17 protein-coding genes are annotated in these 17511 nt (G+C 52.2%); 5 read left to right on the forward strand and 12 right to left on the reverse strand.

The window, feature by feature from the left end; all coding sequences use genetic code 11:
- Nucleotides 1-19: 19 nt before the first annotated feature.
- From IV04_RS10490 to IV04_RS10515, 6 genes are all read right to left on the reverse strand, one after another.
- Entirely contained in the window at nt 20-1495 is a 1476-nt protein-coding gene (locus IV04_RS10490; RefSeq protein WP_037397471.1) for a putative allantoin permease, read from the reverse strand.
- Between the two features lie 302 nt (nt 1496-1797).
- Nucleotides 1798-2679: a 2-hydroxy-3-oxopropionate reductase gene (gene glxR, locus IV04_RS10495; protein ID WP_037397474.1), complete on the reverse strand. Its 882-nt coding sequence runs from the start codon at nt 2677-2679 to the stop codon at nt 1798-1800.
- Nucleotides 2680-2689: 10 nt separating this feature from the next.
- The gene (gene hyi, locus IV04_RS10500; RefSeq protein WP_037397476.1) at nt 2690-3469 is read right to left on the reverse strand and encodes a hydroxypyruvate isomerase; all 780 of its coding nucleotides are present in this window, start codon (nt 3467-3469) and stop codon (nt 2690-2692) included.
- Nucleotides 3470-3479: 10 nt separating this feature from the next.
- Complete coding sequence (gcl, locus tag IV04_RS10505) at nt 3480-5261, reverse strand: glyoxylate carboligase (RefSeq protein ID WP_037397479.1); 1782 nt, start codon at nt 5259-5261, stop codon at nt 3480-3482.
- A gap of 120 nt (nt 5262-5381) precedes the next feature.
- On the reverse strand, nt 5382-6206 hold the full coding sequence (gene allR, locus IV04_RS10510) for an HTH-type transcriptional repressor AllR (protein ID WP_037397482.1): 825 nt from the start codon (nt 6204-6206) through the stop codon (nt 5382-5384).
- Nucleotides 6207-6282: 76 nt separating this feature from the next.
- Nucleotides 6283-6774, reverse strand: a complete 492-nt coding sequence (locus IV04_RS10515) for an ureidoglycolate lyase (RefSeq protein ID WP_037397958.1) — start codon at nt 6772-6774, stop codon at nt 6283-6285.
- A gap of 344 nt (nt 6775-7118) precedes the next feature.
- On the opposite strand from IV04_RS10515, the gene allS reads away from it, so the two are divergent.
- Nucleotides 7119-8033: an HTH-type transcriptional activator AllS gene (allS, locus tag IV04_RS10520; protein WP_037397485.1), complete on the forward strand. Its 915-nt coding sequence runs from the start codon at nt 7119-7121 to the stop codon at nt 8031-8033.
- A 211-nt stretch (nt 8034-8244) separates the two neighbouring features.
- Here allS and IV04_RS10525 read toward each other — a convergent pair whose 3' ends face one another.
- Nucleotides 8245-9372 carry an iron-containing alcohol dehydrogenase gene (locus IV04_RS10525; RefSeq protein ID WP_037397487.1) on the reverse strand — a complete coding sequence of 376 codons (1128 nt, stop codon included), beginning with the start codon at nt 9370-9372 and terminating at the stop codon, nt 8245-8247.
- 273 nt (nt 9373-9645) lie between these two features.
- Between IV04_RS10525 and IV04_RS10530 the strand changes: the two genes are divergently transcribed.
- The 4 genes from IV04_RS10530 (at nt 9646) to IV04_RS10545 (ending at nt 13730) form a co-directional block, all read left to right on the forward strand.
- On the forward strand, nt 9646-10410 hold the full coding sequence (locus tag IV04_RS10530; RefSeq protein WP_037397490.1) for a LuxR C-terminal-related transcriptional regulator: 765 nt from the start codon (nt 9646-9648) through the stop codon (nt 10408-10410).
- 99 nt (nt 10411-10509) lie between these two features.
- On the forward strand, nt 10510-11811 hold the full coding sequence (locus tag IV04_RS10535) for an FAD-binding oxidoreductase (RefSeq protein WP_037397493.1): 1302 nt from the start codon (nt 10510-10512) through the stop codon (nt 11809-11811).
- A gap of 39 nt (nt 11812-11850) precedes the next feature.
- Nucleotides 11851-12216 (forward strand): cupin domain-containing protein, encoded by a 366-nt coding sequence (locus IV04_RS10540; protein WP_037397496.1) that lies wholly within the window; start codon nt 11851-11853, stop codon nt 12214-12216.
- Nucleotides 12217-12236: 20 nt separating this feature from the next.
- Nucleotides 12237-13730, forward strand: coding sequence for an aldehyde dehydrogenase family protein (locus tag IV04_RS10545; RefSeq protein ID WP_037397499.1), 1494 nt, complete (start codon nt 12237-12239; stop codon nt 13728-13730).
- 56 nt (nt 13731-13786) lie between these two features.
- On the opposite strand, the gene npr is transcribed toward IV04_RS10545, so the two are convergent.
- The 5 genes from npr to rpoN all read right to left on the reverse strand — a co-directional run bounded on the left by npr (nt 13787) and on the right by rpoN (nt 17485).
- The gene (gene npr / locus IV04_RS10550) at nt 13787-14059 is read right to left on the reverse strand and encodes a PTS phosphocarrier protein NPr (RefSeq protein ID WP_037397501.1); all 273 of its coding nucleotides are present in this window, start codon (nt 14057-14059) and stop codon (nt 13787-13789) included.
- The gene (gene rapZ, locus IV04_RS10555; protein WP_037397504.1) at nt 14059-14910 is read right to left on the reverse strand and encodes an RNase adapter RapZ; all 852 of its coding nucleotides are present in this window, start codon (nt 14908-14910) and stop codon (nt 14059-14061) included. Before rapZ ends, npr begins: the two co-directional genes overlap by 1 nt.
- A 131-nt stretch (nt 14911-15041) precedes the next feature.
- Nucleotides 15042-15503, reverse strand: a complete 462-nt coding sequence (ptsN, locus tag IV04_RS10560) for a PTS IIA-like nitrogen regulatory protein PtsN (RefSeq protein ID WP_197062162.1) — start codon at nt 15501-15503, stop codon at nt 15042-15044.
- Nucleotides 15504-15740: 237 nt separating this feature from the next.
- Nucleotides 15741-16028: a ribosome hibernation promoting factor gene (gene hpf, locus IV04_RS10565; protein WP_037397510.1), complete on the reverse strand. Its 288-nt coding sequence runs from the start codon at nt 16026-16028 to the stop codon at nt 15741-15743.
- A gap of 23 nt (nt 16029-16051) precedes the next feature.
- Nucleotides 16052-17485 (reverse strand): RNA polymerase factor sigma-54, encoded by a 1434-nt coding sequence (gene rpoN / locus IV04_RS10570; protein WP_037397513.1) that lies wholly within the window; start codon nt 17483-17485, stop codon nt 16052-16054.
- Between the last annotated feature and the right edge of the window lie 26 nt (nt 17486-17511).

Here is a 17511-nt window from a genome sequence, read left to right on the forward strand (position 1 = left end):
ATGATGGGGATATATATTTCTACTTCGTTATGATATCCACATCAGGTATATTCTTGCCGCTTGCAGCGACCTTGCTTTTAATTAATGCATACAAACAGAAGGCACTAATAACGCCGACAAACCAGGAAACCCGGGACAAGGGCTCCAGGATGCTGATAAACTTGCCCCCCAGAGAAAGTACCACCGCGACTAAAGTCACAATAAAGGCTACGCTGTTAAAACCATTTTCGTAATATTTATAGTTGCCTGGTTCTGTGTATAAGGTGTCCAGATTAATGTCACTGCGTATCACAATAAAGTAGTGCGCCATCATTACCCCAATAACCGGCCCCAGAATCCCACCAATCACATCAAGAAACAGATAAATACTTTCCTGATTCTCCATTAATTTCCAGGGGCAGATGATGAGGCTGATAATACTGGCGATGACGACCCCATTTTTATAGGTCAGCTTCTTGGGGGCAATCGCCGCGATCTGGTAACCTGCCGGAATAATATTACCGGTTGCGTTGGTTGAAATCGTGGTCATCAAGATAACCAATACCGCAAACACCGAAGCAAAAACGCTATCCCATTTTTGTACGATATCCAACACGTTCCACGTATCAACCCCGTAATGGATGCTGGCTCCGGCTAAAATACAAACGCTGGCAACGGCAAAGAGCAAGTAGGCCACCACCAAGCCCAACGTTTGCCCGACAGCCTGTTGCTGGAAGCTTTTGGCATATTGGGTGAAATCGGATGCGCTGACCGCAGGTGCGGCCCAAACTGCCACTACCGCATTGATCACAACCAGAAACATAAAGCCGCTATTGCTGGTGATATCCGTATTTGCGGGGACATAGGCAATAATATTGCTCAACCCGGCGAGTGAGATGGCCCAGATCGCCATGCCACCAAATACGACGTAAATACAAGGGTTAAGGATCGCGGTGAATTTATTGAGAATGCTCCCGCCGCCTAAACCGATAGCCACGTTAACCGCCCAGAAAATCAGGAAAGCGATCAACCCCGGCAGGCTGATCCCCAGCAGGCTGAAATCGCCGCCTAACGTCAGGAACTCCGGCCACAGTTTGCCGAGTAGGATTAGAAAAGCCAGCGAACCGGCATAGCACTGCAGGCCAAACCACATGATAGCGGCCACACAGCCTCTGAGGATCCCCGGCAATAACGCTCCACGAACGCCATAAGATGCCCGCAGGAGCATGGCGAAAGGAATGCCGTATTTTGACCCTGCCGCACCGTTCATCACCATGACAAAAGCGATAACAAAAGCACTGAGGATAATCGCCGCCATAATACTGACGGTAGAAAGGCCCAGAATAAAAAAGCCCCCCACGGCAACATAGTTGGGGACGTTATGCACAGAACCCATCCAGAGAGTAAAATAGTTAATTGCTTTCCAGGTTTTCTTGTCCGTCTCTTTCGGGAGAAGATCTTCATGATAGCCACGCTGTTGGTATTTCTCTCGCTGCTTGCTGCTGATAGATTCCATGACAAGTCCTTCTTATTTTTAATAAGAAAATCGATTAAGTGAGTTTTTCTATCATTTACCTAAAATAGCCCACTGACATTTTTAGAAGCAGGTAGCACCTGAAAGCCATTCACAGCCTTGAGCATTAATAATTTAACTTGATAGAGAAAATACCAATATGTGCAGTAGTGTGAGCCAATTAAAAAAATAATATGCCAGGTGGCCTGCGATATATCGGGATCTATACCCTGTATACTTCAGGTTGCTTGGGTGTTCTGTTATCTACCAGCAACTAGAGTTATGCAGAGTAGAGATCCCACGCTTTAGCCAGATATTTTATGGTTGCCCATGATCTCCAACGCCTGAACTAAAGCGGAATGGTCCAGATCTTTGGCGCCGTTGGCAGCACAAAGGTTAAACAATTCCTGGCAAGAGGCCGTATTGGGCAAACTGAGGGCCAGAGACTTCGCTCCTTGCAGCGCAAGGTTGAGATCTTTTTGATGCAAAGAGATACGGAAGCCGGGTTCAAACGCCCGCTTGATCATCCGCTCGCCATGCACCTCCAGAATGCGCGAAGAAGCAAAACCGCCCATCAGTGCTTCACGCACCCGCGCCGGATCGGCACCGGCTTTGGAAGCAAAGATCAGGGCTTCAGAGACCGCCTCAATGGTCAGCGCCACAATAATCTGGTTGGCAACTTTACAGGTCTGGCCGTCGCCATTGCCGCCAACTAGCGTGATGTTTTTGCCCATCAGCGCCAGTAAAGGCTTCACGCGCCCGAATATGGCTTCGTCACCGCCGACCATGATAGTCAATGAGCCCTGTTTAGCCCCTACTTCGCCACCAGAAACCGGTGCGTCGAGGTAATCGGCACCCAGTTGGTTGATCCGTTTGGCAAATGTTTTGGTCGCCAAAGGTGAAATAGAACTCATGTCCACCAGGATTTTGTTTTTAAGCGCGGCTTCAGCGCAGCCATTGGCAGCAAATAACACTTCTTCAACCTGTGGCGTATCCGGCACCATAATGAAGATAATATCTGCCTGCTCGGCCACCTGTTTGGGGGTGGCGCAAGCTATTGCACCTTTTGCCAGCAATTCAGGGGGAACCTGGCTCAGCGTATTGGCATATAACTGGTGGCCACCCGCCATTAACTTTTCTGCCATCGGGGTGCCCATGATCCCTAAACCGATAAAGCCTACTTTCATGATATTTCCCTCAATGTTGATATTTCTTTATCCACGACATCCCGGCAACCGTCGTGGTGGCGGGCTTATATTCACAGCCGATCCAACCGCTATAGCCCATGTTGTCCAAGGCGCTAAACAGATAGTCATAGTTGATTTCACCGGTGCCGGGCTCGTGCCGCCCTGGATTGTCGGCAACCTGGATATGCGCTATTTGCTTGAGCAGTTTCTGCATGGTTTGGGTGAGTTCACCCTCCATACGTTGCATGTGGTAAATATCGTATTGAATAAACAGATTAGGGCTATCAACCCAATCCATCAGCTCTAATGCCTGGGTTGTCGTTTGCAAATAGAACGCTGGCATGTCGTATTTATTGATTGGCTCAACCAAGAAGCGAATATTCGCTTTCGCCAACTCCTTGGCCGCATAGCCCAAATTAGCCACCACAATTTCATCGGTTTTATGCCGCGCAACGGTGTTATCCGGGTTGCCAATCAGGCAATTGATTTGCGCACATCCTAAGCCCTGGGCATATTCAATCGCTAAACCTACGCCATCGCGAAACTCGGATTCGCGCCCAGGCAAACAGGCGATGCCCCGCTCACCTGCTGCCCAATTCCCCGCAGGCAGGTTCTGCAATACCTGAGTTAATTGATTTTCCTCCAGAGCATTTTTCAATGTCTGTAACGGATAATCGTAAGGGAACATATATTCTATCGCCGCGAACCCTTGTTCTTTGGCACAGCGAAAACGCTGCAAAAAGTCCACTTCGTTGAATAACATTGATAAATTAGCTGAAAACTTCGGCATAATTGTTCCCCTAACGATAATTGAAATAACTGACTGCGGTCGGGGCGTCTTCTGGTGACTCGGCAACAGGTTCAAATTCATTAACGTTGTCCAATTCTGTCCCCATTGAGATGTTGGTCACCCGTTCGAGAATAATCTCCACCACGACTGGAACCTGATGCAGACGCATGAGTTCTTGGGCCTGTTGGAACGCCGGGCCAATATCTTCCGGCTTAAACACCCGGAGAGCCTTGCATCCCAAGCCTTCAACCACTTTGACGTGATCAACACCGTACTCACCAATTTCTGAGTTATTGATGTTTTCAAAAGAGAGCTGAACGCAGTAGTCCATGTCAAAACCGCGTTGTGATTGGCGGATCAACCCCAGATAGGCGTTATTCACCAGCACATGGATATAAGGCAGCTTGAATTGCGCCCCTACCGCCAGTTCTTCGATCATAAACTGGAAGTCATAGTCACCGGACAGCGCAATGACTTTGCGTTGCGGATCAGCCGCACACACGCCAAGGGCCGAAGGAATGGTCCAGCCTAATGGGCCCGCCTGACCCGCGTTGATCCAGTGACGTGGTTTGAAAACATGCAGCAACTGGGCAGCAGCAATCTGCGAAAGCCCAATGGTGGTGACATAGCAGGCGTCACGGCCAAACGCCCGATTCATCTCCTCATAAACACGCTGCGGTTTGACCGGCACGTTGTCGAAATGGGTTTTGCGTAACAGGGTTTGTTTGCGCTTGAGGCAGGTTGCTGCCCAGGATGACCAGTTTGGCAAACTGCCTTGATCGGCCCGCTCACGCGCTCTGTCCAGCAACATCTGCAAGGCCGTTCTGGCATCTGAAACGATGCCAAGATCCGGGCAAATCACGCGGCCAATCTGGGTTGGTGCAATATCGATATGGATGATTTTGCGGCCTGCGACGTATTTATCCACTGACCCCGTGTGGCGGTTGGCCCAACGGTTACCGATGCCCAATAACAGGTCTGAATCCAGCAGGTTGGCGTTACCATAACGGTGTGAGGTTTGCAGCCCAGCCATGCCTGCCATTAAGGAATGATCGTCCGGAATGCAGCCCCATCCCATCAGCGTTGGGATCACCGGCACGCCGCACGTCTCTGCCAACTGTTGCAGCAAATCGGCAGCATCGGCGTTGTGGATGCCACCACCGGCAATGATCAGCGGTTTCTGTGCTGCACACAGCATGTCCAGGGCTTTGTCGATCTGCGCCTGAGTGGCGGCTGGCTTGTCGGCACCCAAAGATGAGTAGGTTTCTGGATCAAATTCGATCTCGGCCATTTGCACATCGTAAGGCAGATCGACCAGCACCGGGCCGGGGCGGCCTGAGCGCATCAGGTAAAACGCCTGTTGCAAGACGCGGGGAACCAGTGCAGGTTCCAGCACCGTCGTGGCCATCTTTGTGACGGGCTTCGCGATGGATTCGATATCAACCGCCTGGAAGTCCTCTTTATGCAGGCGTGCGCGCGGTGCCTGGCCGGTGATACAGAGAATGGGGATCGAATCGGCAGAGGCGGAATAAAGCGCAGTAATCATATCCGTCCCGGCAGGCCCGGAAGTACCGAGGCACACGCCAATGTTACCGGGTTTGGCACGGGTATACCCTTCTGCCATGTGAGAAGCGCCTTCAACATGGCGAGCCAGATAATGTTTGATGCCCCCATGTTGGCGCATGGCGTTATAGAATGGGTTGATCGCAGCGCCTGGCACGCCAAATGCGGTCGTTACGCCTTCTTTTTCCAGTACATACATTGCCGCATCTACCGCTCGCATTTTAGCCATCTGATACTCTCCTAATATTGGAAAATTTTTCCAAAATAAAAATGACTTCAAAAAAACCCGCTAGGTGGATAAACGCGGGGATCTCAGCCTGTAGGCGCTGCTGCGACTACAGGTCTTGCTTTAAAGGTTCTCTCTTTTACTGCGCGAATCGCCCAGGGCGGCGCTAATGTCGCTGGCCGCATCACGTACCAGTTCGCCCAACTCCTCAAAACGCTCGCTGCTCACGCGCGAACTTGGCCCTGAAATGGAGATCGCGGCAATCACGTTATTGTTACGGTCAAAAATCGCCGAGGCCAGGCAGTTCAAACCCAACGCATGCTCTTCGTCATCAATGGTGTAACCCTGTGACAGCGAGCGGGCGAGATCTTTCTGCAACAAATTCAAACTGGTCAGTGTTTTCGGGGTGAAGGAATGCAACCCTGAACGCACCACCAGATCCAGCATTTCTTCTTCCGCCAACGGGTAGAGCAACGCTTTACCCGCACCTGAAGCATGCAGAGGCAAGCGGCTGCCCAGTGGGGCACACATGCGTACCATCGCCTGACATTCACACTGGCGGATCAGCACAGCATCAACATTATTCCTGATTGCCAGGTTGGCCGTTTCGCCAGACAGGAGCATCAAGCGCCGCATATAAGGGCCTGCCACGGAGACCACATCTCTGTCGTTCATGTAGGTCGAACCAACAGTGAACGATTGTATGCCGATATGCCACCAGCCCAGTTGTGGATCCTGGAAAACAAACTCGGATTTCTCTAATACTTTCAATGTCCTGAATGTTGTCGACAGCGGTAAAGCCAACTGCTCGGATAACACGGAAACAGAGGAGCTACCACCGGCATTCGCCAGAAACTGCAGGATTTCCAGCCCACGCTCCAATGCTTGCGCGCCTTTTTTCACCCCCGATTCTGTCGTTGGTCTTCCTTTTCTGCGTAATTCGTTCATTCAGGCTTCCTTCATTTAGCTCAAGGTTTGGCTTTCTACCCGCTATAATAAACAGCCTGTACAGTTGGGGACAGCGCTATCCAAGGATAACTCGGCAAGGCTCTGGTAATTGGCTGACAACGCAGTTGTCTGCACCCCCACGATCGATGGTGAAAAAGTCGGTAACCTGACCAAAGGCAAACAAAGGGTGATGCCAGACGTTGCGATGATAATTCACCCCTTGCCGACCATTGGTGATAAACGCGCGCAACGTGTTAACCGGGATTTCATCACCTTTTCCCGCTTCGGCGACAATCACCACGAAACGCTCGCCATTCATCGGGATAAAAGCCTGTGAAGACAGGGGATGCTTTTCCAGCACTGAAAACTGCATCGGCATATCACAAGGTTCTGAGCGGTTGATGCTGGCCAGTACCCGATGACCATCAGAGACTTCGATTTTGGCAAGATCATGATATCGCGCCGTTTTCCCATCATTGATATGGAAAAATGACGATCCTTCGGTTTGCAGCACATCACCATAAGGGGCAAAGGCTTCTGGTGTGAGCTCAACGGCAATTAAATCCATCTGTTTCTCCAACATTATTTCCGGAACAACATGACAAACTGACTGATACCCACACTTTAAACAGGTCATCTGGAATTTAAAAGTTAAATTTGGAAAATTTTTCCACAATATGATCGCTCGCACAATTGGCGGTTTAAGTCATTTAAAATCAGTAAGTTAAAATATAATAAAGTCGGTGTCGGTTATTTAACAAAATAGTTACTTAGTCATTTTCTAACGCTGAACGCGGGCAAAGTGTGATCGGAGTCATGCTGTACCGTTTTATGACTAACCCGTAAAAGGTAAGAGCCGTAAATTATTCCGTATGGCACAAGAAATGTGGTAGTACTTTGTGAGGAATCATCATGCTGGACCAGGAAACCATTCGTTCGTTTATCAAAGTGGCAGAATGTCAGAGCTTTTCACGCGCTGCCGAATTACTGCACAAAACTACCGCCACCATCAGCTATCGCATCAAAGCATTGGAAGAAAGTATTGGGACCTTGCTGTTTATTCGCACGACCCGCAGTGTCAATCTGACCCCGGCCGGTGAATATCTGCTGGAACGCTGTAGTCAGTGGCATAACTGGCTCGTTTCTATGCCCGATGAGCTGCGGCAAATCAACGATGGGGTGGAACACCAGGTTAATATTGTGTTCAATAACCTGCTCTATAACCCGGTGACCGTTGCCCAATTACTGGCTTATCTGCAGTTACGCTACCCGTTTACCCAGTTCCATATTTCGCGTCAGGTCTATATGGGGGTATGGGATGCTCTGTTGAATGAGGATTGCCATCTGGCTATTGGAGCGACGGGTAATGAATCGTTGGAAAATACCATTAACGTATTGCCACTAGGCAAAATTAACTGGGTATTTGTCGTCGCACCGCATCACCCGCTCGCTAATGTGCCTGAACCGTTGCTCGAGGATCGGTTGCGACTTTATCCGGCAATTAACGTTGAAGATACCGCCCGCCATCTGGCTAAACGCATTGCCTGGCTACTCGCTGGTCAGCATGAAATTAAGGTGCCGGATCTGCATACCAAACTGGAATGCCATTTACGCGGGGTGGGGATCGGTTTTCTGCCGCATACGCTGTGTCAGCCTTATCTGGAGAGTGGGGAACTGGTACAGAAAAAGACCAAGCACCCGCGCCATCCATCAACCCTGTCACTGGCATGGTCAAGCCAGCGGAGTGGCGAGGTGGTAAAAAGCATCATTGCGTTATTCCAGGCCAGTGACCCGCTGATCGCAGGTTTTACGCTCCCCTTGGATTAACCCTGTGCTTTGCCAGCACGATCGGTTGCCTAAGCGGGAATTAAAACACTCCTCTCACGCAGGGAGAGGAGGCTGACGGTTGTTTACTCTTTCTTCTTGCCAAAGATCTTGATCAACGCACCGACGATCAGGCCAACCGCAATGCCGGTTAAAATCCAGTCGATAATACTCATGTCTTTGCTCCCGCTATTTTATTGATCTGATTATATAATCATTCAATCGGGAACGCTCCTTCGATCAGCCATCGCCGCTGTTGTTGCGAATAGTTGACCCAGGCGTTTTTGCTGTTGGACTTCTCCAGAACGATGGTCAGTTCATCGTGGCTGAGTGGTAAATCGTTCTGCCAGAATGGCACGATAGCGTTGCGGGTGATGAAATCGATCAAGAAATGCGCCGGGCTGCCCTGTTCTGTCGGGAACAGGCGGTACGCGAGTTCTGCCATTAATGCACGTTGTTGTGGGTGCTCACTTTCATTAAGCAATTCCAGAAAGGGCAACAACAGGCAACCGCATATTTGGCCGTGGTGGTAGTTACGCAGCGCCCCAATCTCACCCGCAATGCCGTGGATCACCCCGAGCCCAGCCGTACTCAGCGTCAAACCCCCAAGGTAGGAAGCCTGCATAATCGCTTCCCGCGCTTCATCACTGTGTTTCAACATCGGCCAAGCGCTGAGGAAATGCTGGATACCCGCCAGCGACAGAGTGCGTGACAGGCTGCTGGCCGTTTTGGACAGATAAGATTCAAGCAAATGTGTGAAAGCGTCGAGGGCGCAATAGGCCAGCACATCGTCTGGGGCTCCTTCCAACAGGGCGGGATCGAGGATCGCCACTTGAGGGACAAAGTTGTGGTGGCGCAATGAGGCTTTCACTTTGGCAAACCGGGTGTCGGTGAGCACAGCGTTTTGCGTTGCCTCGCTGCCTGTCCCGGCGGTGGTAGGAACGGCGATCACCGGCAGCGTCGCACCGCTGATTGGGCTATCACCGACTTTTTCCATATAGCGCAGCGTTGGCAGTGGGTGTTCGACGATCGCAGCAAAGGCTTTGGCGGCATCCAGCACGCTGCCACCACCAATCGCTACCACCCTTTTTACCTTGCCCCGCCAGCGGGCCACCCAGACATCAATCTCCTGTGGCGAAGCCTCATGGCTAACAATTTCACTGCCAACCAACAGCGGCGTCAGCGTATCTGCCAGTGACGAGTAAACGGAACCGGCCAGAAATGAACGGCAGGTGAACAGCAACGTCGTTTGGGGCTCGGCCCGCAGCAACGGGAGCAGTTGCTGAATACTCCCCTTGCCGAAATAGGTCTGTCGGTTAGCAATGATCTGGCTGGTTGTCATGTTCTCTCCTTAGACTCAGGTTTATCTGAAAATCACAGCTTAATTCAGCCGTTAACAGTGAACTAACGCTTTTTCATGTGCTAACTCTTAATTGTTAATATGTTAAATGTCACCCTGGGTCATGTGAATCAAACTTGTGATTTGTTTAACATGTAAACAGTCCCGGCCTTGCATTCTTGCCGGTTGAATGCTTTTTATAGGTGAGAGGCCACAGTCTGGCATTTGGCGTTGGAATAAACTGATTATTAATTTATTAATAATTTGGGGGCGGGGATGGGAATTCAGATCGAAAGGCTGTCAGCGGTGATCGACGCGGTGGCGACCCGCCAGTTCTATCCCAACTTGCTGGCCTATCTGGAAGGCTTTTTTGCTTTTGACAATGCGATTGTCTATGCCTTCGAGCGTGGTCAGGTACCGCGTTGCCTGATGAAGGCGGAAAAAGAAAACAGCGATGCGGTAAACCAGATTTATCAGCAAGGGGCCTACCTTGAAGATCCTTTTTACCGGGCGCTGAATGAAGGCGTGCATGGCAGCGTGTTTACCCTGCGCCAGTTAGCTCCCTGTGGTTTTTATCAGACGGATTATTACCGCAATTTCTACCGCAAAACCGGCTGGCACGATGAAGCTGGCGTATTGCTACAGTTGGCCCCAGAACGTGGTTTGGGGGTGTTTTTCGGCTCTGTGCGCCAAACGGTAGGCGTGCGCGCTCCCCGTCTGGCGGATTTACACGGGGCGTTGACGCTGGTGAAAAGCGTAGCGCGGCTGCACAGCGAAGTGGTACCCGCCAATCCACCGGTTTCCCCAGCTCCGCTGGCTGATAGCGCCGCTCAGGCGCGTTACGTTCTGACGCCGCGTGAGCGCGAGATTGTCGATCTGATCCTCAGCGGTAATGGCTCGCAGCAGATTGCCGAACGGCTGTTTATCAGCCTTGGAACGGTGAAAAATCACCGTAAAAATATCTATGGCAAACTGAAGATTGGTTCTCAGGCCGAACTGTTCAATCTGTTTCTTACCGCTCCTTTGCGGCGCACCGCATAATGTTAAAATTCTGTTGCAAATGTCCCTAAAGGGACATAGTCGCCTGTACTTGCCCTCCTGATAATTCAGGTTAGGAAATGAGTCAACGGGAGTGTAGCAATGAGTAATGAAATCGAATCGTTAACCTACTATGCGGCGACCAAGAAATACGATCTGCGCTTCCCGACGCTGGAAGAGGATCTGGACGTTGATGTGGTGATCATCGGCGGGGGCTTTTCCGGCATTAATACTGCGCTGGAGCTGGCAGAAAAAGGCATTACTAACATTGCCATTCTTGAAGGCCGTTATCTGGGTTACGGCGGTACTGGCCGCAACGGCGGGCAGGTGATGGCCGGGATCGGCCACGATCTGGAAAAGATCAAACGCCACGTTGGCCCGGCAGGGTTGGAGACTATCTTTAAGATCAGCAACCTGGGTGCCGGGATCATCCGCGAACGGATCAAAAAATACGACATTAATGCGGATTTCTGTTTTGGTTACGGTTATCTGGGCAGCAATGCGCGGCAAGAGAAAACCCTGCGTAGCTGGCTGAAAGAGTTCAAAGCGGTTTCACCGGATGAGGAGATCGAATTTTATACCGGCTCAGAGGTGAAGCAGGTGGTGGGCTCCGATGCCTATACCTGTGCGCTGAAACACATGGGGGGCGGCCACGTTCATTCGCTCAACCTGCTGCTGGGTGAAGCCAAAGCGCTGGCGGATTACGGCGTCAAAATCTTCGAAAACAGCAGCGTGCTAAACGTGGAATACGGTTCGCGGATCACCGTGCGCACAGCGATGGGGTCGGTGCGGGCGAATAAGATGCTCTGGGCCTGCAATGGTTTCCTGAACGGTATGGAACCTTTTATCTACCAAAAAACCATTAATACCTACGCTTTCCAACTGGCCACCGAGCCTTTATCTGACGATCTTATCCGCCAGATCAGCCCGATCCGCGGTGCTTACAGCGATATCCGACCGGTTATCGATTATTACCGCGTGACCAACGAGAACCGGCTGCTGTTTGGCAGCGCCACCCGCCTGATCGAATACATTCCGTCAGACCTGAAGGCCTGGAACCGTAACCTGATGCTGAAGGTGTTCCCGTATCTGAAAGACGTGAAGATCGATCTGGCCTGGGGCGGGCCGCTGTGCTGCAGTGCCAACCTGTTCCCGCAGATCGGCACGTTGCCACAGCATGACAATGTGTTCTATGTGCAGGGCTATTCCGGCTTTGGTGTGACGCCGAGCCATATCGTTTGCAAAGTGCTGGCAGAAGGGATGAGTGAGGGATCCGATCGTTACGATCTGATGAGCTCGATCCCGCACGTCAATATTTTCGGCAAGGACAAGCTGCGCCGGGTGATGACCACCGCTGGCAAAGTCTGGCACCAGACCTCGGGCTACTGGAAGGGCCGCCGTTAATTCTGTTGCCAACCATCATTAATTTTAAAAGGAAAAACCATGAAACCACTCCTGCTCAAACAAGCATTACCAGAACTGCTGCAAATCGGCAGCGTCAGCAATCTGGGCGCCACGGTTGTTGCCGGTGAACCCAACGTCGGCGTAGCGATGATCTTTGGTGAACCGTCGGACAACCTGAACTGTGGCGTCTTTAGCTGCACGCGCGGGGCGTTCGTGATGGAGTATCCGTTTAATGAACATGCCACGGTGTGGGAAGGCACGGCGACGCTGACCAATGAAAATACCGGTGAGGCGGTGCACTATCAGGCCGGTGATTCCTGGTTTGTAGAAAAAGGCACTCCGGTACGCTGGGAAATCACTTCCGATCGCTTTGTGAAGCACTATCTGGCGATTGTTGAGGGCTAACACGTAAAGAGGGGAATGCGATGACGGATATTACGTTGCTGCCGCAGGTGACGGCATTTCTTGGCCGTGAGCATGGTCATTACATTAATGGCCAGTCACTGAGCGGAACAGGAAAAGAGCAGTTTGCGGTCGTTAACCCGGCAACCGGGCAAGCCATTGCGCAGGTCATTGAAGGCGGGCAGAGAGAAGTAGAGGCCGCAATGCAGGCGGCATTTGCCGCTTTTCACTGCAGTTGGGCGCAGGTTTCACCCATGGAGCGCGGCAACTGCCTGACGCGTCTGGCTGACTTGCTGCAGGCAAACCGTGAAGAACTGGCGCAGTTGGAAAGCCTGTGTTCCGGCAAAACCATTCAATTGGCACGTGGCTTGGAAATCGACATGGCCGCGCAGTTCCTGCGCTACTTTGCAGGTTGGTCGAGCAAGATCAGCGGGGAAACGCTCAACGTCTCATTGCCCTCTTTCCGGGGGGAACAATATACCGCTTTCACCCGGCGCGAGCCCTTGGGTGTCGTGGTCGGGATCATCCCATGGAATTTCTCGATCATGATCGCCATCTGGAAGCTGGCTGCGGCGCTGACCTGCGGCTGTACGGTGGTGCTGAAACCCAGTGAATATACGCCGCTGACCATGCTGCGGGTCGCTGAGCTGGCGAAAGAGGCGGGGATCCCGGACGGGGCGCTTAATGTGATCAACGGTTCTGGTGCGCGTTTGGGCCCGGCGCTGATTGCTCATCCTCATTGCGCCAAAGTGTCGTTTACTGGCTCAGTCCCGACAGGCATTGCCGTGGGTAAATCCGCGATGGAGCAGGGGATTGTGCGCACCACGCTGGAGTTGGGGGGTAAAAATGGCGCGGCGTTTCTGGCCGATGTTTCTGTCGACAAGATGGTCGACGGTATTATCGAAGCCGGTTACCTGAATCAGGGGCAGATCTGCGCGGCGGCTGAGCGTTTCTATCTGCCCGCCAGCCATATTGATGCAGTGTTGGAGAAGTTGGCACAGCGTTTGGGGGCGATGAAGGTCGGGTCATCACTGGATGAAACTACCGAAGTGGGGCCATTAGCCAACGAGGCGCATTATCGCAAGGTACTTGGCCTGTTCGATAAGGCGCGTGCTGAAGGCAGCCAGATTGTCTGTGGCGGCCATGCGCTTGCTGGCCCCGGTTTCTTTGTGGCACCGACGGCGATCCGCGCTAACGGGCCCAATGATCTGTTGATGCGTGAGGAAACCTTCGGCCCGGTGGGCACGTTCCTGGCCTATAACGATGAAGAACAGTTGGTCGCGATGATGAACGATTCGCCTTATGGGCTGGCCGCCAGTCTATGGACCAACGATCTCAGCAAGGCAATGCGCATGATCCCACGGATCGAAGCCGGAACAGTGTGGATCAATATGCACACTTTCCTCGATCCGGCATTGCCGTTCGGTGGGATGAAATCGTCGGGGGTTGGGCGGGAATTTGGTAGCGCGTTTATCGAACATTATACCGAGCTGAAATCGGTGATGATGAGGTACTGAGTATACCCGCCGTGTTTCAAGCCGCAAAAATCTTGGCTGCGCAAGTGACCGGGGAATTAATCTTCATCAAAGCCGGAATTAAACAGTTCGATCACCGCCGCCAGGGCCTGCTGTTCTTCCGGCCCGGTGGCTTCAATTTCGATCTGGCGGCCTTGGGCGGAATCCAGCATCAGTAGGGCTATCACGCTGCTGGCTTCCGCTTCGGTGCCGCTGTCGTTGCGCAGCAGCACTTCAGCGTCAAAACTCTGCACCAGTTCAAACAGTTTCATCGCTGGCCGGGCATGCATGCCCAGCCGGTTCTTGATTTCTACCGTTTGCTTGACCGTCATTATTTGCGTTTTTCCAGCGTGCGGTGGCGTGACTGCACGTTCTTGCCGCGTGAGCGGAAATAATCAGCCAGCTGTTCTGCGACATACACCGAGCGGTGTTTACCGCCGGTACAGCCGATAGCCACGGTCAGGTAACTACGGTTGTTGGTTTCCAGCATCGGTAACCACAGTTCCAGATAGCTGCGCGTCTGGTAAATGAAGTTATGCACTTCGGTGTGACGATCGAGGAACGAGGCCACCGGTCTATCCAGGCCGGTCATTGGGCGCAACTTCGGATCCCAGTGTGGGTTTGGCAGAAAACGCACGTCGAACACGTAATCGGCATCAATAGGAATACCATGCTTGAAGCCGAAGGATTCGAACACCATGGTCAGCTCACGCTCGCGTTTACCCAGCAAGCGGGTACGCAACATTTCAGCCAGTTCGTGCACCGACATTTCTGAGGTGTCGATGATCAGATCGGCGCGTGAACGCAAGGGTTCGAGCAAATCGCTCTCTTCATCAATCGCGCTTTCCAGCGACAGATTTTTGGCAGAAAGAGGATGCAGGCGGCGAGTATCGCTGTAGCGGCGGATCAGGGTATTGCGATCGGCGTCGAGGAACAGCAACTGCGGTGAAAAGCTTTCCGGCAACTGAGTCATTGCGTGTTCAAACACTTCCGGCGATTCTGGCATGTTACGCACGTCAATGCTGACCGCTGCGGAGGTATTACGCTCAGCCAGCGTTTGTGCAAGCTGCGGCAGCAGAACCACCGGCAGGTTATCAACGCAGTAAAAACCCATATCTTCCAGCGCCCGTAGGGCGACAGACTTCCCTGAACCGGAACGGCCGCTGACAATCATCAGCACCATGTGGCAACTCCCCTGGCATCTCAATGGCGTTTATCGCCACCGTTAGGATCTTTTATTATCCAGGCCGGAGCCTGGATGATTCTCAGTAAAACAGTAGCGTTTTCATGGCTGAAAGTCACGCCAGGTAACGGTTATTCGGTGATAATCTGGTAGAGCTCTTCGTCTGTCTGTGCTGCACGCAGGCGGCGGCAGACAGTTTTGTCCGCCAGCCGTTTGGCGACCAGTGACAAAGTATGTAAATGCGTTTTGCATTGATCGGCTGGCACCAGCAGGGCGAACAGCAGGTCAACCGGTTGATTGTCGATGGCGTCAAAGGCGATGGGTTGTTCCAGACGGATAAACACGCCAACGGCTCGCAGGGTGTCTTCTTCCAGCTTGCCATGAGGGATGGCGATACCGTTGCCGATACCGGTACTGCCCATACGTTCGCGGGTGAGAACGGCGTCAAACACCACCTGCGGAGGCAGGTTGAGCTGATTGGCGGCCAATTCGCTGATAATTTCCAACGCCCGTTTCTTGCTGGTGCAGTGTACCGCGCTTTTGGTGCACTCGATGTTTAATACCGAGCTTAATTGCATTATTTCGTTGTTCATCTCATCTTCACTTAAAAAACCGCATCAAGCGCTAGGCTTGGATATCTGAAACCCGGTGAATAAAACAGCCGAGGTTGCAAACTACCTGTACCGATTACGCTCAATGAATCGGTTTTTTTCGCCGGTTTAACCCTGATGGCCGCTCGGCGCGCCCCGTTCAGGGTGACACGCCGATGCTTGCCTGGTAGCCAATGACTACAATTTGGGCCGCTGCCGCAGGCGGCAACTGCCCGAACGTCAGTGATGTTTTAGTTTGTCTTTATGTTTGTTCAATTGGCGTGCCAGTTTGTCGATCAGGCAGTCAATTGCGGCATACATATCTTCTTTTTCCGAAGTGGCGTGCAACTCGCCTCCATTCACGTGCACCGTTGCTTCCGCAATCTGTTGCACTTTTTCCACACTGAGAACGACATACACCTGATTAATGCGATCAAAATATTGCTCAAGTTTGGCGAACTTACTGTTCACAAACTCACGCATTGGTTCAGTGATTTCGATGTGGTGTCCGGTAATGTTGAGCTGCATAATGTCTTCCTTCTCTAGTGAGGTCAAATCAACTGTTTGCGCTGATTTGACGGCGGGATGGACAAAGACTCTCGGTACTTGGCAACGGTACGGCGTGCCACCATGATCCCCTGATCGGAAAGCATTGTGGCCAGCTTGCTGTCGCTAAGCGGTTTAGCGGGATTTTCCGCCGCAATCAATTTCTTCACCAACGCCCGGATCGCCGTCGAGGAGGCTTCGCCGCCGCTGTCGGTGTTCACATGGCTGGAGAAGAAATATTTCAATTCAAAAATGCCGCGCGGGCTGTGCAGAAACTTCTGCGTGGTCACGCGCGAGATGGTTGATTCGTGCATCTCCACGGCCTGGGCGATATCGGCCAGTACCATGGGTTTCATAAACTCTTCCCCCAGCTCAAAGAAGGCCTCCTGCTGCTCGACAATGCAGCGGCTCACCTTGAGCAGAGTCTCGTTACGGCTTTCGAGGCTTTTAATCAGCCATTTCGCTTCCTGCAGATTGCTGCGGATAAACTGACCATCCGCCTCGTTGCGCACGCTATTGCCAAGCGCCGCATACTGCTGGTTGATCTTCAGCCGTGGGATGCTGTCAGTATTCAGCTCCACCTGCCAGGTATCCTGTACCTTACGCACCAGCACATCCGGGATCACATACTCTGATTCACCGGTATTGATCGACTGCCCAGGGCGCGGATCGAGCGACTGGATCAGCACCATCGCTTCTTTCAGTGTATCTTCTTTTAAGCGGGTTGTTCGCATCAGGCTGCGAAAGTCGTGATTGGCCAGCAGATCCAGATGATTACTAATGATTAATTGTGCTTCGGCGAGATAAGGCGTGTTCTTGGCATATTGAGAAAGCTGGATCAGCAAACAATCGCGCAGATCGCGCGCCGCCACGCCGATCGGATCGAAGCGCTGTACGCGTTTCAAAACCGCTTCGACTTCGTCCAGGGTGACATTGTCGTCGCCGATGCTTTCCAGAATGTCTTCCAGCGGCACGGTGAGATAACCGGTATCATCAACGGCGTCGATGATCGAGGTGGCAATGGCGGCATCGGTATCAGAAAACGGCGTTAAATCCACCTGCCACATCAGATAATCCTGCAGCGTTTGGGTGGTTTCTCCCTGATAGACCGGCAACTCGTCATCGCTGTAATCGATGCTGCTACCGGAGGGAGTACCTGCCGTGTAGATCTCATCCCAGGTGGCATCCAGCGGCAGTTCTTCCGGTAGATCCTGCTGCTCCAGCGCTTCGCGGGTATCCAGCTCTTCGGTGTCGAGACGTTCCGCAGTCTCTATTTCGTCGTACGGGTCAGTCTGATCAAGCAAAGGGTTGCTCTCTAACGCCAACTGGATCTCCTGCTGAAGTTCAAGCGTAGACAGCTGCAACAAGCGTATCGCCTGCTGTAGCTGGGGAGTCATCGCCAATTGTTGGCTGAGCCTGAGTTGCAAACCTTGCTTCATAATCTTCGGTTGACTTCCGTTAGCCA

The organism is Serratia sp. Ag1 (genome assembly GCF_000743355.1).
In the GTDB taxonomy this organism is placed as follows: Bacteria; Pseudomonadota; Gammaproteobacteria; order Enterobacterales; family Enterobacteriaceae; genus Chania.

Coding starts and splice junctions, on each gene's coding strand:
- gcl (WP_037397479.1), bottom strand. CDS start 5,261: ATGGCTAAAATGCGAGCGGTAGATGCGGCAATGTATGTACTGGAAAAA.
- IV04_RS10535 (WP_037397493.1), top strand. CDS start 10,510: ATGAGTAATGAAATCGAATCGTTAACCTACTATGCGGCGACCAAGAAA.
- IV04_RS10545 (WP_037397499.1), top strand. CDS start 12,237: ATGACGGATATTACGTTGCTGCCGCAGGTGACGGCATTTCTTGGCCGT.
- IV04_RS10490 (WP_037397471.1), bottom strand. CDS start 1,495: ATGGAATCTATCAGCAGCAAGCAGCGAGAGAAATACCAACAGCGTGGC.
- IV04_RS10540 (WP_037397496.1), top strand. CDS start 11,851: ATGAAACCACTCCTGCTCAAACAAGCATTACCAGAACTGCTGCAAATC.
- npr (WP_037397501.1), bottom strand. CDS start 14,059: ATGACGGTCAAGCAAACGGTAGAAATCAAGAACCGGCTGGGCATGCAT.
- IV04_RS10530 (WP_037397490.1), top strand. CDS start 9,646: ATGGGAATTCAGATCGAAAGGCTGTCAGCGGTGATCGACGCGGTGGCG.
- glxR (WP_037397474.1), bottom strand. CDS start 2,679: ATGAAAGTAGGCTTTATCGGTTTAGGGATCATGGGCACCCCGATGGCA.
- allS (WP_037397485.1), top strand. CDS start 7,119: ATGCTGGACCAGGAAACCATTCGTTCGTTTATCAAAGTGGCAGAATGT.
- rapZ (WP_037397504.1), bottom strand. CDS start 14,910: ATGGTGCTGATGATTGTCAGCGGCCGTTCCGGTTCAGGGAAGTCTGTC.
- ptsN (WP_197062162.1), bottom strand. CDS start 15,503: ATGAACAACGAAATAATGCAATTAAGCTCGGTATTAAACATCGAGTGC.
- hpf (WP_037397510.1), bottom strand. CDS start 16,028: ATGCAGCTCAACATTACCGGACACCACATCGAAATCACTGAACCAATG.
- allR (WP_037397482.1), bottom strand. CDS start 6,206: ATGAACGAATTACGCAGAAAAGGAAGACCAACGACAGAATCGGGGGTG.
- IV04_RS10515 (WP_037397958.1), bottom strand. CDS start 6,774: ATGGATTTAATTGCCGTTGAGCTCACACCAGAAGCCTTTGCCCCTTAT.
- IV04_RS10525 (WP_037397487.1), bottom strand. CDS start 9,372: ATGACAACCAGCCAGATCATTGCTAACCGACAGACCTATTTCGGCAAG.
- hyi (WP_037397476.1), bottom strand. CDS start 3,469: ATGCCGAAGTTTTCAGCTAATTTATCAATGTTATTCAACGAAGTGGAC.
- rpoN (WP_037397513.1), bottom strand. CDS start 17,485: ATGAAGCAAGGTTTGCAACTCAGGCTCAGCCAACAATTGGCGATGACT.